The organism is Gorillibacterium sp. sgz306347, from assembly GCF_059735245.1.
The window spans coordinates 39,768-54,257 of sequence record NZ_JCAPET010000032.1 but is presented as its reverse complement, the minus strand read 5'-3'; the positions used below and the strand labels follow the sequence as shown (position 1 = coordinate 54,257).

The window sequence follows — 14,490 nt, the reverse complement described above, 5'->3', positions numbered from 1 at the left end:
GCAGGACCGGCGCAGCACACGCAGTGTTCACAGCGCACGCAGTGAGATCACAGCACACGCAGTGAAAGGTTCACGCAGTGAAGTGAGTTTGTTTTCATCGCGCAGGAAAGGGTGGTTGGTGTTGAGCTACAAAGACGCGGCAAAATCGCCGGAGCAACGGGCGGAGCTCCTGCTCGGGCTCATGACGGCCGAGGAAAAAGTAGGCCAGCTGGTCCAGCCGTTCGGCTGGCAGTCGTTTGAACGAACCGGAACCGGCGTCGAGCTGACCGAAGCGTTCATCGCCAAAGTCAGGGCCGGCGGAGTCGGTTCCTTGTACGGCACGCTTCGGGCGGACCCATGGACCGGCGTGACGCTGGAAACCGGCTTTTCCCCCCGCGAAGGCGCCGAAGCGATCAACAAAATCCAGCGCTGCGCCGTAGAAGAATCGCGCCTCGGCATCCCGATTCTGTTTGGCGAAGAAACGTCGCACGGCCACATGGCCATCGGCGGGACCGTCTTTCCGGTTCCGCTCGCCATGGGCAGCGCATGGAACGTGGGGCTGTACCGTGAGATCTGCCGCGCCATCGCGGCGGAAACGCGCAGCCAGGGCGGAGCGGCCGGCTACTCGCCGGTGCTTGATGTGGTGCGAGACCCGCGCTGGGGCCGTACGGAGGAATGCTACGGCGAAGACCCGTTTCTGATCGGAGAATACGCCGAAGCGGCCGTGCAAGGCATGCAGGGCGAGAGCCTGGACCGGCCGGACAGCATCGCAGCCACGGTGAAGCATTTCGTGGCGTACGGCAGCTCCGAAGGCGGACGCAACGCCGGACCGGCGCACATGGGCTGGCGCGAGCTGATGGAATCCGACCTGCAGCCGTTCCGCAAAGCGGTGAAAGCGGGCGCGGCGTCCCTGATGCCGGCTTACAATGAGATCGACGGCGTGCCCTGCACCTTGAACGACGATCTGCTGGACGGCGTGCTGCGCAAGGACTGGGGCTTTGACGGCATGATCATCACCGACTGCGGCGCGATCGACATGCTGGCGGCCGGGCACGACGTGGCCGAGGACGGAATGGACGCGGCGGTGCGCTCACTGCGGGCCGGCATCCAGATGGAAATGTCCGGGGAAATGTTCGGCACCCATCTTCTGGCCGCCATCCGGGAAGGCAAGCTGGCGGAACACGAGCTGGACGCGGCGGTCAAAAGCGTGCTCACGCTGAAGTTCCGCCTGGGGCTGTTCGAACGCCCCTACGCCGATCCCGAAGCGGCGGAAGCGGCAAAAGGGAAGCCGGAGCATATCGAGCTGGCCCGCCGGGCGGCCGAGGAGAGCGTGGTTCTGCTCAAAAACGAAGGCGGCGTACTGCCGCTGACGAAGGCGTCCGGCACGGTTGCGGTCATCGGCCCGAATGCGGACCGGCCGTACAACCAGCTGGGCGATTATACGTCGCCTCAGCCGCGCGAGTCGATCGTCACGGTGCTGGACGGCATCCGCGCGCTTCACGCGGACGCGCCGGAACGCGTGCTTTACGCACCCGGCTGCCGGGTCAAAGACCCTTCGCGCGAAGGCTTTGAAACGGCGCTCGCCTGCGCGGAAAAAGCCGATACGGTCGTGCTGGTGCTTGGCGGCTCCAGCGCCCGCGACTTCGGCGAAGGCAGCATCGACCTGCGCACCGGAGCCTCGGTGGTGACGGGACGCGGCGAAAGCGACATGGACTGCGGCGAAGGCATCGACCGGCTGACGCTCGGCTTGTCGGGCGTACAGCTGGAGCTGTTCCGTGAGATCCGCAAATTGGGCAAACCGTTAGTCGTGGTGTATATTAACGGGAGACCAATCGTGGAGCCCGAGATCGACGAGCAAGCGGACGCCATTCTGGAAGCCTGGTACCCGGGCGCCCAGGGGGGACATGCGGTCGCAGGCATTCTGTACGGCGACGTGAACCCGTCCGGCCGTCTAACGCTTTCGATCCCGAAAGCGGTTGGCCAGCTGCCGGTCTACTACAACGGCAAACGATCCAGAGGGAAGCGGTACCTGGAAAGCGACCTGGCGCCCCGCTACCCGTTCGGGTACGGGCTCAGCTATACCGAGTTCCGTTATTCCGGTCTGACGGTAACACCGTCCGTGATCGGACCGGACGATAGCGCGACAGTGCAGGTTTCGGTGACCAACTGCGGAACGCGCGAAGGCGCCGAAACGGCGCAGCTTTACGTAACGGACCGGATCAGCTCGTTCACCCGTCCGGGCAAAGAGCTGAAAGGCTTCCGGAAGCTGCGGCTTAAGCCCGGAGAAACCGGCACCGTCGAATTCGTCCTGACCCCGGAGCATTTGCAAATGTTCAACAAGGATCTGAAGCCGTTTGTGGAACCCGGCGAATTCATCATCACGGTCGGCGCAAACTCGTCTAGTGGCCTTGCCGCCGGTCTGACGGTACGGAAGGAGTAGCGAAAACGTGGAACGAATCAGCCGCTTTATCCGCGAGTTGACAAAAAAGCAATGGAAAGAGGTCCTGGCTATCCGGGACTGGGAAATCGGCAAAACGACATACCTGACCCCCGGAAACTACAAGGAGGAGGAGCCTTGGCCGGCCGGAGAAGCGCTTGACGCCTTCCCGAGCGTGCAGGGAAACACCTACTTTTTCCGCAAAACCTTGGTCATTCCGGAGGAGTGGCTGCCCGGCAAGGTCGGCCTTTCCTTCGAAGCGGGCGGCGAAGGCCTGCTCCGCGTCAATGGAAAGTCGTACGCCGGACTGGACCGCAATCATACTTACGTTACCTTGAACACGGAAATCACCGGCCTCGCCCCGGAATTGGAAATTGAATTGTACGATGCGATCCCGGAGCCGTTCGACCGCTTGAACGAGCAGGCGACGATCCATCCCCCGATCCGGGCCGTGCATTCCCGGCTCGTCCGGGTGGATGAACCGGTGCAGAGCCTGCTTTATACGGTGACGGTCGTCCGGGACGCGGCGAAGCTGCTGCCGGAGGGCGATCTGCGCCGTCTCCGGCTGGTCGAAGCGCTGCACAAAACAATGGACCGGTTTACAGGCGGTCCTGGACCGGAGGAAGACCCGGCGGCCCATACCCGCGCGCTGGAGGAAGAATTGAAGGAAGCGGTCCGCGCCCAGGGCGGCAACGCGGCGGGCCTGGAGCATATGGTCGGACAGTCGCATATCGACGTCGCCTGGCTGTGGCCGGTGCGCGAGACGGTCCGCAAGACCAGCCGCACGTTTTCCACGGTCGACCGGCTGATGGATGAGTACCCCGGCTTCCGTTACGCGCAGAGCCAGCCCCAGCTGTATGCTTTCCTGAAAGAAAACGACCCGGAGCTGTATGAACGGGTGAGGGCCCGCATCAAGGAAGGGCGCTGGGAGCTGGTAGGCGGCATGTGGGTCGAGCCCGACCTGAATATCCCGAGCGGCGAATCGCTGATCCGCCAGATGCTTTACGGCCAGCGGTTCTACCGGGAAGAGTTCGGGCTGATTTCGGAGATCGAATGGCTGCCCGACACTTTCGGGTACTGCGCATCGCTGCCGCAAATCCTCAAGCACGGCGGAGTCCGCTACTTCATGACCTCCAAGCTGAACTGGAACGACACGAACGTGTTCCCGTACGACCTGTTCCACTGGGTCGGCATCGACGGGACGCCGATTCTTTCTTATCTGAATCACGGCATCAACGAGCATACGCACCCGAAGGACGTTTCCGAGCATTGGGAGTCGTACCGGCAAAAAGCCAGCTACGCCGAGCAAATGCTGCTGTACGGCCATGGAGACGGAGGCGGGGGCGTGACCCGCGAGATGCTGGAATACATCGACCGGTCCGATTTGATGACCGGCCAGCCGGAAAGCCGGCACAGCACGGCGGCGGCCTTTTTCGCCGGCGCCGAGAACGCCGGCCTGCCGAGCTGGCACGGCGACCTGTATCTGGAGCTGCATCGCGGCACCTACACTACGCATGGCCGCAACAAGCGGATGAACCGCAAGGCCGAGATCCTTTACCGGGAAGCGGAGCTGTGGGGGAGCCTCGGGTTCTCCGCAGCGCGCGGCGAAACGCGGGACGCCGTTCTGCGGTCGCTGAACGAGGGCTGGCGGCTGATTTTGCTCAACCAGTTCCATGACATCATTCCGGGCACGGCCATCACGGAATCCTACGAAACCTCCGCCCGCGAGTACGAGGACGTATTTGCCAAAGGCTCGTTCAGTCTGGAAAAAGGACTGGACGCGGTAGCCGGCCTGCTCAATACGGAAGGCGACGGCATCCCGTATACCGTCTTCAACGGCATGGGCTGGGAGAGAACAGATCTGGTCCGGATTGAAGGAGGCGCCGAGCTGGAGGGAATGGCCGTGTACGACGAGAACGGAAACGTTCTGCCATCCGACTTGCTCCGCAGCGGCGGCGGACGTTTCGAGCTGGCCGTCGAAGTCCCGGGAGTACCGGCTTTCGGCTGCCGGACCGTCTGGCTGAAAAGCGCGGCAAGCGGAGGCGCGGCCGCCGGGCAAACGGAAGGCGAAGCCCTCGGCGACAGCTGGGAAACGCCGTTTTACCGTGTGGCCTTCAATGAAAAAGGCGAGTTCGCCGGACTGTGGGACAAACAGGCGAACCGCGACGTGCTGCTTCCCGGGCAAACCGGCAACCGCTTCGACTTTTTCCACGACCGGCCGACGCTCTGGGATGCCTGGGACATCGACAACCGGTACGAAAGCCAGCCCGCCGGCTCCGCCGTTCTGGAGGACAAAAGGATCGCGAAGCGCGGCGAAACCTTGGATGTCCTCACCTTCCGCTGGCGGATCGGCGAACGCTCCGTCATTGAGCAGGATGTCGTTTTCTACCGGCAAAACCCGCGGATCGATTTTATCACCCGCGTGGACTGGAACGAGAAATACAAGCTGCTGAAAGTGGCGTTCCCGGTTGACGTCCGGACCGAGAAGGCGACCTTCGAAATTCCGTTCGGCGCGCTGGAGCGCACCACGCACCGCAACACGAGCTGGGAGCAGGCACAGTTTGAAGTCTGCGGCCACCGCTTTGCGGACGTGTCGGAAAGAGGCTACGGCGTCAGCCTGATGAACGACTGCAAATACGGGTACGATGTGCAGGGCAGCACGCTTCGGCTTTCGCTTTTGCGCTCGCCCACCTGGCCGGACGCGACAGCGGACGAAGGGCGGCATGAGTTTACGTATTCGCTCTATCCGCACGCAGGGGATTGGACGGAGGCGCGGACGGTCCGCCTGGCGGCGGAGCTGAACCGCCCGATGACGGTCCGCCGGACGGAGGGGGCGAACGGACCGCTTCCGCCGGTCCTGTCGTTCATTCCGTACCAGGCCGAGCATGTCGTGCTGGACACGGTAAAAGAAGCGGAAGATGGCAGCGGCGTGATTCTGCGGTTCTACGAATCCGGCGGCGGCCGCGAGACCGTTTCCGTCGGCTGGCACCGTCCGATCGCGGATGCTTTCCTCGCCGACGCTCTGGAGGAAAACGGGGAACGCTTGCCGGTGGAAGATGGCGGCATTCGGCTCGCCTTCCGTCCTTATGAGATCAAAACCGTTAAGCTGACGTTCTGACGCGCGCCCGGAGCGGCGATTCCGGGTGGAAAGGCAGCGGATTTTCCCGCGCCTTTCCGCCCGGAACCTGCACCGGTGTTATCCGACAAGGCGTTTCAATCCTGAAGCTGCCGAACCGAACAAACAAGCGCCTTCTCCTTTCCGGCCGTGCGGCCGCCGACCGGTCTGTTTGCTGCGCCCTTTTACCGGCTTTCCCTAGAATCAAAAAAGGAGAGAACCACCATGGAACAATTCCGACTGCCTCAAATTCCGATGCCTAAGCTGGAGCTTCCCAAAGCGGTTCAGGAAACGCTGGCCGAAGCGGAAATCAAGCTGGCCCACCGGCCGAAGCTGCTGCAGCTGTTCAAAAACTGCTTTCCGAATACGCTGGAGACGACAACCAAGCGGATGGAGGACGGCACGACATTTGTGATCACCGGCGACATCCCGGCCTGCTGGCTGCGCGACTCCGTTGAACAAGTGATTCATTATGTGCCGCTGGCCAAAAACGATCCGGACCTGCAGCGGATTTTAAGCGGGCTGATCAAACGGCATATGGCTTACATTCACATTGATCCTTACGCCAATGCGTTTAACGAATCCGACAACGACTGGCACTGGAACAAAGCCGACCGGACCGACATGTCCCCTTGGGTTTGGGAGCGCAAGTTTGAGCTGGATTCGATCTGTTTCTCGTTCCGCCTGGCGTATCTGTATTGGAAAGAAACCGGCCTGACGGATATTTTCGATTCCGGCTTCAAAGCGGCCATGCGCACCACCGTCGACCTGTGGAAAACGGAGCAGTACCATTTCGAGCAGTCTCCGTACCGGTTTATGCGCGAAGGCTGTCCGCCCACGGACACGCTCAAGAACAAAGGCCTCGGCATGCCGGTGAATTTCACGGGGATGATCTGGTCCGGCTTCCGGTCCAGCGACGACGCCTGCGATTTCCACTACAACATTCCGGCCAATATGTTTGCCGTGACCGTGCTCCGGCAGATGCAGGAATTCGCCGAATGGGTATTCCGCGACACCGATTTCCTCAAGGAGCTGAAGGAACTGGAAGAGGAGGTCGTGCACGGCATTCAGCTCTACGGCATTTACCGCCATCCCGAGTTCGGCCCGATCTACGCCTATGAAACCGACGGGTTCGGCAACTACTGCCTGATGGACGACGCCGGCACGCCGGGCCTGATGTCCATTCCGTATCTCGGTTACGTCGGCGCGGACGATCCGGTTTATCAGAACACGCGCAAATTCGCGCTGAGCAAGCAAAACCCGTTTTACTACGAGGGCAAAGCGGCTAGGGGCATCGGCAGTCCGCACACGCCGGAGCAATACATCTGGCACATGGCTCTGTCGATGCAGGGCTTGACCGCGACCTCGCCGGAGGAAAAGCTGGAGATGATCGACATGCTGGAAAGCACCGACGCCGGCACCGGCTTCATGCACGAAGGATTCCACGCGGACGATCCCGCCATCTTTACCCGCAAATGGTTTGCCTGGTCGAACAGTCTTTTCTCGCAGCTGGTGTATAAGGCGATGAAGGACGACATTCTGTAAGGCCGCTTGGCCAAGCGGTGCGCATCATTCGAAACACACTTTTTCCAAAAAAGGAGACCTGAACATGAGCAAAATTATTGGCGAATCCCTGAAAAACATCCCCTGGCAGGATAAACCCGAAGGTCTGAACGCCCCGGTTTGGCGCTACTCGCAAAACCCGATCATCGGACGCCATGCGATCCCGAACTCCAACAGCGTGTTCAACTCCGCCGTCGTGCCTTTCGGCGACGGGTATGCCGGCGTGTTCCGCTGCGACTCCCGTTCGGTGAGCATGGATATTTTTGCCGGCTTCAGCGACGACGGCGTGAACTGGACCATCAATCACGATCCGATCGTTTTCCAGGGAGACGAAGAAGTTATCAAACGAGAATACCGCTACGACCCGCGGGTCTGCAAAATCGGAGACCGCTATTACATCACCTGGTGCAACGGCTACCACGGCCCGACGATCGGCATCGCGTATACGACCGATTTCAAAACCTTCCACCAGCTGGAAAACGCCTTTTTGCCCTACAACCGCAACGGGGTGCTGTTCCCGCGGAAGATCGGGGAGCGCTACGCCATGCTGAGCCGTCCCAGCGATACGGGCCACACGCCGTTCGGGGATATCTTTTACAGCGAAAGCCCCGACCTGACCTTCTGGGGCATGCACCGCTATGTAATGGGCACCATTGGCGGCGACGCATCCGCCTGGCAGTCCAAGAAAATCGGCCCCGGACCGGTTCCGATTGAAACCGACAAGGGCTGGCTGCTGATCTACCACGGCGTCATCAACACCTGCAACGGCTTCGTCTACCGGATGGGCTGCGCGCTGCTGGATCTCGACCAGCCGTGGAAGGTGAAGGCGCGTTCCCGCAACTACATTCTCGGACCGGAAACGCTGTATGAGTGCGTCGGCGACGTTCCGAACGTAACCTTCCCCTGCGCCGCCTTGACGGACGCGGATACCGGCCGGATCGCCATTTACTACGGCTGCGCCGACACGGTGACCGGCATCGCCTTTACCACGGTGGATGAACTGCTGGATTACATGGAGAAATATCCGCTGGAAGAGGCTTAAGCGAATCGGATTCTTATAAAGGTACGGTCCCTTGCGAGACAAGGGGCTGTACCTTTTTTCTGCGTTTGCCGCCGGTGCTGTTGGCGAAACAGCTTCGAAGGCCGCTGCTTTTTGGGGGCGGCGATTCATTGACTTTCAGAGCAAAGTTTGCCACCATAGAGCGGAGATGCTTGCTTCGAAAGGAAGGGACACCGATGACCAGAGAGACACGCAAACCGGAAGCCATGATCTTTGATATGGACGGCACGCTTTTTCAAACCGAATCGATTCTACTGCCCGCTTTTGCGAAGGTCTGCGACGATTTGCGCCGGGAAGGCTTGTACCGCGGGGAAAATCCGCCCGACGAGCGGATTCTGGGCGGATTGGGCATGCTGCTGGAGGAAATCTGGCGGAAGGTGTTTCCGGGCGAGCCGGAAAAGACGCACCGCCGCGCGGACGAGCTGCTTTTGCAGCATCAGATCGGATGCCTGGAGCGGGGCGAAGGGGTGCTGTACCCCGGCGTGGAGGAAACGCTCCGCAAGCTTTCCGCCGCCGGCGTGCGCCTGTTTGTGGCAAGCAACGGGCTGGAGGATTACGTCAAGCTGGTCGCGAGTCACCAAGGAGTGGCCGAGCTGTTCGAAGGGCTGTACAGTGCCGGCGAATTCCGTACCCGCAGCAAGGTGGACCTGGTCCGGCTTCTGCTGGAGCGCTACGGCGTGAAGGAGGCCTGGATGGTCGGGGACCGCTCCTCCGATGTGGAGGCGGGCAAGAAAAACGGCCTGCTTGTTGTCGGCTGCGACTACGCCGGCTTCGGCGACAAGGCGGAGCTTGCGGAGGCGGACGTTACCATCAAGACGTTTTCCGAATTGCTGACGCTGGCGGGGATTGAATAACGGGCCAGCTCCGAAGGAAGCAAACCAAATACGCGGCGCATGAACAGGGCCGGCACCGGGTGAACCCGGTGCCGGTGTTTTTGTTGCGGATCCCGGCCGGTCAGAGAAAACTGGTTCCCCGCAGGTTTTTATGGTTAACAATTGGGGTGGCGTGTCTTTCGGCTGGGCAGAATAGGCACAGCTTGACAATGCGCTGATTGAGCGATAGAATGATAACGAGCAATTAAATAGTAGACAATTGAATTTTAAAAAATCAAGGAGAGGATGAACGCAATGCAGCCCCTTTATACCGCAACCGTAAAAGCCACCGGAGGAAGAGACGGCAAAGTGCAGTCGAGCGACCAGGTGATCGATCTTTCCGTGAAGACGCCGAAGGAGCTTGGCGGCGCAGGCGGCCATGCAACCAATCCCGAGCAGCTTTTTGCCGCCGGTTATGCCGCTTGCTTTGACAGCGCCCTGAACCTGGTCATCCGCAACAAGAAGCTGAAGGTGGAGGGCACGGAGGTCACGGCTCATGTGACGATCGGCAAAGACACCGACGGCGGCTTCAAGCTGGCCGTGAAGCTGGACGTATCCGTCTCCGGCGTCGACAAGGAAACGGCGCAGGAGCTTGTGGAAGCGGCGCATCAGGTATGCCCTTACTCCAAAGCCACGCGCGGCAATATTGACGTGGAACTGAACGCTCTCTAAGCCGGCCCGCCCGGCCGACCGTGAAAACCGCTTTCGCCCGACGGCGAAGGCGGTTTTTTGCTGGGCAAAGAAATGTTCACCAGCATCCAGGCGGGCACGCCAAACAGGCTTCGGAGGCATTGGCGGTCTACCGCGCCTTTTTCTTGCGGCATGGGACGAGCGGCGTTCCCGTATGCTGTACTGACGGGAAGAAAGAAGCGGCCGCCATATGGCGATAAGGAGGAGGCGCAATGACCGGACTTTTTCCGGCCCCGGTCCGAACGGCGCGGGGCACGCTGTGGGGATACATTGACGCGCAAGGGCGGTTCGCTGTCGCCCCGCAGTTCGAGCAGGCAGAAGCGTTTCAGCCGAACGGCTTGGCGGCGGCATGGTTGAACGGCAAAGCGGGCCTGATCGACGGAACTGGCCGGTTTGTCGTTCCGCCGGTTTACGATTCGATCCTGCCGTATTCGGAAGGACGCGCGGTTGCGGTCGACGGCCGCGGCTTTCTCGCTCTGGACGAGGCGGGCCGGCCGATTACGTCCAGGCGTTACACCTATATGAGTCCCTTCCGGGAGGGGCGTGCGCTTTTCGCCTCCTCCGAAACCGGGGGTCAAAGCCTGTATGGCTATTTGGACCGGGCCGGGCAAGAAGCCATTCCCGCCCGGTACAGCGAAGCGAACGACTTCGGGAACGGCAAGGCGCTTGTCCGCTCGGCCAACGGAGGTTACGCATTGATCGACCGTTTCGGTCATGCTCTTGCGCTGTACGCCTATCCGTTTGTCGGCAATCCCGGGGACGGCCTGTTGGCCTTTCAAGCCGAAAAGGGCGGAAGGTACGGGTACATGGACGAACGGGGCCGCGTTGTGCTGTCTCCGAGGTACACCGGCGCGCAGCCGTTCCGGGACGGTCGGGCTGTGGTCAATACGGCCGAGGATTACGGCAACCGCTACGGCTGGATCGACCGGACCGGGACGTTCGTCGCCGGACCTGGCTACAATGACATCCGGCCGCTTGGCGAAGGCAAAGCGGCGCTTGGCAAAGCGCTCGATCCCGCAAAACCATACCGCGGGTCCAAATTCGCCGTGGTTGATGCGGAAGGGCGGCTCGCCGGCGGCTTTCAGTACGACGATGTAGCGGAATACGAAGACGGGCTGGCGTCGGCAACCGATTCGCGGCACACGTTCTTTCTGGACCGGAGCGGCCGCCGGGCGGAATGGCTGCCGGCCGTTCCCGGCAGCGGGACGGTGCGGATGACCGGCCCGCTGATCCGCGCGGATACGGACCTGCGCCTTGCCTACCTGGACCGGTCGGGCCGCACGGTCTGGCGGCAAAATACCGTGATCCCGCTGGCTCCGCCTTTTCGCGTGGCCGAGCGCAAATACAAACCGAACCGGGACTACCTCGTGTACTTTCCCGAGGTGCAGGGCATGGCGGATGCGGAAGCGGAGCGCGCGCTGAACGCCAGGCTGAGGGAGCTGTCGGCCGTAAAGCCCGTCAAGCCGGACGCGCTGCTGGACGCGAGCTATACCGGCGACTTCTCGGTCGCCTTTTACCGGAAGCTGCTTCTGGTTCTGGAGCTTACGGGCTACGAATATCCTTTCGGAGCTGCCCACGGAATGCCCAGCCGGATTCACGCCAACCTTCATTTGCGCACCGGCGAGATTTTTCAGCTGAAGGATTTGTTCAAGCCGGACAGCGGTTACGTAAAAACGCTCAGCCGGATTGTCCGGCGGCAAATCGATCAAAACCCGGAATACGACTACGTCTGGAAAGACGACTACAAAGGCATCCGGCCGGATCAGCCGTTCTACGTGGACGAAGCAAACCTGTATCTGTATTTTGCGCCGTATGAAATCGCCCCCTACGCGGCGGGCTTTCCGACCTTCCGCATTCCGTTTGCGGAAATCTCGGGCCTCATCGACACGAACGGTTCGTTTTGGCGGGCGTTCCACCCCTGAGTTCGGCCGAAACCCGTTCGGGTGAAGCGGGCAGCTGCATGGAGCGTTTGGGCCTCCGGTCGCTGTTGTCTCCGGATTTCTTCATCAGGTATTGCAGCGGGGGAAATCTGAAGACAAAGGCGAACGCTGGCGCTCCTGCGGCTCCAAACCTCCTTTTCGCTACTGTTCATCCTGTGGGTTGTCGAGCGATTCCAGGACTGGAACCGCATGTAATTTTTTTCACGAGGTGGCGGATTTTTGAGAGGATAAACCGCTTACATGTCGAAAGGTATAAGCGGAGGGATCAACGATGTACCAGACCGGAACCATTTTGAAGAACGACGCCGATTTTGAAAACGCTATCTGGATGGCTCGTCATGTGGAAGTATGGCAGGGCGGACAACGCGTGCATGAAGGCGGACCCGCGGAGGAGCAGACCGCCTACTGGGTCCGAATCGGAGGCACGATTTACTTCAAATCCACTTATCAATACCGTGTCCGTTAAAAAGGAGGCCCTTCCGTTAACCCCTTGTCCAAAAAATAACCGCAGCTGCCCGGCGTTTGGCCGGAGACCCCCTGTCGGAAAGAAGCGCACCGGCTCCTTCGGGAGACCGATGCGCTTTTTTAACCTTCGGAAACGCCTTTGCGGTTCGACAAGCGCCACAGCGCATACTCGAGCGGCCGGCGGACCGCCGTTTCGTAAACCTCGCGCTCGCCGGTCCGGCGGAAAATGTCCCGCGAAGGCTTCGGGTTGACCTCCAGCAGCCAAAGGCGTCCGTCGGGCCCGAGCGCCAGATCAAGCGCCAGCTCGCAGAGCGGGCCGAAGGCTTTCTCCAGCTCCTCCGCCACCAGGCGCGCCAGTTTATCCGCGTCCGCCCGGATGGAGCGGGCCGTGCCGGCCGCCGGCTTCCGGAGCTCCAGCAGCCTGCCGAACGAAACCGCTTCGCCGCCGCCGTGCAGATTCGACGTTACGCTGCCTTTTCCGCCGATCCGCCCGGCCAGGCCGGTCGTTTCCCAGCTTCCGGCGCCGTTTTTTTGCAGCAGCAACCGGATGTCGTGTACCCTTCCGTCGGGCAGGTCAAGCGGAATGCCCTGCTGAATGATGTACCGGCCCGCGAAGCCGAGGGAACGCAGCCTGGAAGCGGCAGAAGCGGGAGGCAGCCGGAGCGGGCGGATGATCCGGCGGGCGAAGTCCCGTCCCTGGAGCACGCAGCCGCCATTGCCGGCGGCAATGCTGGCGATGCCCCGCCCGCCCGAGCCGTTGACCGGCTTCAGGTAAACGAGCCCGTACCGCTTCAAAAAGCCGCGCAGCTGCCGTCCCCCGGTGTACCGGGCCGTTTCCGGCAGATGCGGGCGGATGACCGGGTTCCGGGCCAGAATCCGCTGATTGCCCCATTTGCTGGACAGCGGCCGGCTTAAATACAGCAGGGACGGGTGAAGGGAACGAAACCGGCGCAGCTGGCCGAAGCGGGGCGACCGCTGCGTGCGGCAGCGGTCGTATACGGCGTCCGGCAAGTGCCGCCGTTCCCGGCGCCATTTCCCCTCGGCGGGCCGGTAAACATGCGCCAGCACCGTTTCTTTTGCCGCATCCTCGGGGGTGAAAACGAACACGTCAAACCCAAGCGCCGCCCCCGCCTCCGTCAGAGAACGAAAGTAACGCAGCTCCTCCGGGTCCAATCGGTTTGCGCTTCCGTACAGCGTCATGATGCCCAAGACCGGTTTTTCCGCCACGTCCCTCATCCGCCTCTTCTTCTCCTTCGCTTCGGCTTTGCCAAATGCAGGCTGTATTTGATGATGTGCTCCAGGGAAGCCCGCCGGATATCCGGCTCGTCGAATTTCATCGGGCGCGAATTGGCCTCGAAAAACCAAACCCGCCCCAGCTGGTCGACGCCGAGATCGAGGGTCATTTCGCCGTGCGGATGCCCGGCTTCCTTTTCGATCTGCTTGGCGATCGCAAGCGCGGCGGCTTTGATCCGCCGCAGGAGAAAGGGCGTTTTGTCGAGGCCGAAAAAGGCCTCCAGCGCGTTCTTGGGATCGTCGATCCGGCCGCCGCGCGGAACGTGCGTCGTGATGCTCGCCGCACCGGCGACACGCGCTCCGATGCCCGTCACCTTCCATTTGCCGGTCGCGTCCTTTTGCGCCAGCACACGCAAATCGAACGGCCGCCCGCCCGATTCCGCCAGCCGGATGCCTTGTTGAATAATGTACTCCTCGTCAGCGATTTCCTTTTTGAGCCGGGTCCACATCCGCGGAATGTTGACATGCTTGGAAACGATGCTTTTGCGGTTATTTTGCACGCTGAGCCGGCACCAGGAGCCGTCGCCTTCCGGGCCGGTTTCCAGCTTCATGATGCCTTTGCCCGCCTTGCCGCGGATCGGCTTCAGGTAGACCATCGGATGATCGCGCACAAATTCGGCCAGATCCTGCGGCGAGTTTAACTTGCGGGTGGCGGGAATAAAATGTTTGGTCTCTTTCGCCCCGTTCAGCCATTCAAACAACGTCCACTTGTTAAAGAAAAACGGATTGAAAAGCTGAATCGACCGGGAGCGCAAACAATCGTCGATTACTTTCCGCACCTCGGGCAGCTGCTCGTCGGACCGTGTCGGAATGCGGCTGTACACGACCTGAGGCCGGGGAAGAAGCTGGCGGTACCAGGTTTTGTACTCGGGGTAATACAGGTACCCGTGCGTTCTTTTTTGCGTCGGATCAAAATCGGCGGTCGTCGTCACAAAAACAAAGACGCCAAGCTCTCTTCCCGTCTGGATCAGATCGATGAAATTGGATTCATTGCCGCGGAAGCCGCGCTCGGGATCCGGCATGGTCAGGATGGCGAGGGAAATTTGCTTCGGGCGATCCTGCTCCATGTCGACCAT

At 61.1% G+C, this 14,490-nt stretch carries 10 protein-coding genes; 8 read left to right on the top strand and 2 right to left on the bottom strand.

Going from position 1 to position 14,490, the window contains the following annotated elements; translation table 11 throughout:
• Positions 1-121: 121 nt before the first annotated feature.
• The 8 genes from AC6I6H_RS16480 (at position 122) to AC6I6H_RS16445 (ending at position 12,122) form a co-directional block, all read left to right on the top strand.
• On the top strand, positions 122-2,419 hold the full coding sequence (locus tag AC6I6H_RS16480; RefSeq protein WP_497955067.1) for a glycoside hydrolase family 3 N-terminal domain-containing protein: 2,298 nt from the start codon (positions 122-124) through the stop codon (positions 2,417-2,419).
• Between the two features lie 7 nt (positions 2,420-2,426).
• Entirely contained in the window at positions 2,427-5,534 is a 3,108-nt protein-coding gene (locus AC6I6H_RS16475; RefSeq protein WP_497955066.1) for an alpha-mannosidase, read from the top strand.
• Positions 5,535-5,756: 222 nt separating this feature from the next.
• Entirely contained in the window at positions 5,757-7,076 is a 1,320-nt protein-coding gene (locus AC6I6H_RS16470) for a glycoside hydrolase family 125 protein (RefSeq protein ID WP_497955065.1), read from the top strand.
• A 64-nt stretch (positions 7,077-7,140) separates the two neighbouring features.
• Positions 7,141-8,136 carry a glycoside hydrolase family 130 protein gene (locus AC6I6H_RS16465; RefSeq protein ID WP_497955064.1) on the top strand — a complete coding sequence of 332 codons (996 nt, stop codon included), beginning with the start codon at positions 7,141-7,143 and terminating at the stop codon, positions 8,134-8,136.
• A 194-nt stretch (positions 8,137-8,330) separates the two neighbouring features.
• Positions 8,331-9,008 carry an HAD family hydrolase gene (locus AC6I6H_RS16460; RefSeq protein WP_497955063.1) on the top strand — a complete coding sequence of 226 codons (678 nt, stop codon included), beginning with the start codon at positions 8,331-8,333 and terminating at the stop codon, positions 9,006-9,008.
• A gap of 273 nt (positions 9,009-9,281) precedes the next feature.
• Entirely contained in the window at positions 9,282-9,698 is a 417-nt protein-coding gene (locus AC6I6H_RS16455; RefSeq protein ID WP_497955062.1) for an organic hydroperoxide resistance protein, read from the top strand.
• A gap of 230 nt (positions 9,699-9,928) precedes the next feature.
• Positions 9,929-11,638, top strand: coding sequence for a WG repeat-containing protein (locus AC6I6H_RS16450; RefSeq protein ID WP_497955061.1), 1,710 nt, complete (start codon positions 9,929-9,931; stop codon positions 11,636-11,638).
• Positions 11,639-11,927: 289 nt separating this feature from the next.
• Positions 11,928-12,122: a hypothetical protein gene (locus AC6I6H_RS16445; RefSeq protein ID WP_497955058.1), complete on the top strand. Its 195-nt coding sequence runs from the start codon at positions 11,928-11,930 to the stop codon at positions 12,120-12,122.
• 119 nt (positions 12,123-12,241) lie between these two features.
• On the opposite strand, the gene AC6I6H_RS16440 is transcribed toward AC6I6H_RS16445, so the two are convergent.
• Together AC6I6H_RS16440 and AC6I6H_RS16435 are read right to left on the bottom strand one after the other, a co-directional pair.
• Positions 12,242-13,357 carry a YheC/YheD family endospore coat-associated protein gene (locus AC6I6H_RS16440; RefSeq protein WP_497955056.1) on the bottom strand — a complete coding sequence of 372 codons (1,116 nt, stop codon included), beginning with the start codon at positions 13,355-13,357 and terminating at the stop codon, positions 12,242-12,244.
• Positions 13,354-14,490, bottom strand: coding sequence for a YheC/YheD family endospore coat-associated protein (locus tag AC6I6H_RS16435; protein WP_497955055.1), 1,137 nt, complete (start codon positions 14,488-14,490; stop codon positions 13,354-13,356). Before AC6I6H_RS16435 ends, AC6I6H_RS16440 begins: the two co-directional genes overlap by 4 nt.

Coding starts and splice junctions, on each gene's coding strand:
- AC6I6H_RS16470 (WP_497955065.1), top strand. CDS start 5,757: ATGGAACAATTCCGACTGCCTCAAATTCCGATGCCTAAGCTGGAGCTT.
- AC6I6H_RS16465 (WP_497955064.1), top strand. CDS start 7,141: ATGAGCAAAATTATTGGCGAATCCCTGAAAAACATCCCCTGGCAGGAT.
- AC6I6H_RS16460 (WP_497955063.1), top strand. CDS start 8,331: ATGACCAGAGAGACACGCAAACCGGAAGCCATGATCTTTGATATGGAC.
- AC6I6H_RS16455 (WP_497955062.1), top strand. CDS start 9,282: ATGCAGCCCCTTTATACCGCAACCGTAAAAGCCACCGGAGGAAGAGAC.
- AC6I6H_RS16450 (WP_497955061.1), top strand. CDS start 9,929: ATGACCGGACTTTTTCCGGCCCCGGTCCGAACGGCGCGGGGCACGCTG.
- AC6I6H_RS16445 (WP_497955058.1), top strand. CDS start 11,928: ATGTACCAGACCGGAACCATTTTGAAGAACGACGCCGATTTTGAAAAC.
- AC6I6H_RS16440 (WP_497955056.1), bottom strand. CDS start 13,357: ATGAGGGACGTGGCGGAAAAACCGGTCTTGGGCATCATGACGCTGTAC.
- AC6I6H_RS16435 (WP_497955055.1), bottom strand. CDS start 14,490: ATGGTCGACATGGAGCAGGATCGCCCGAAGCAAATTTCCCTCGCCATC.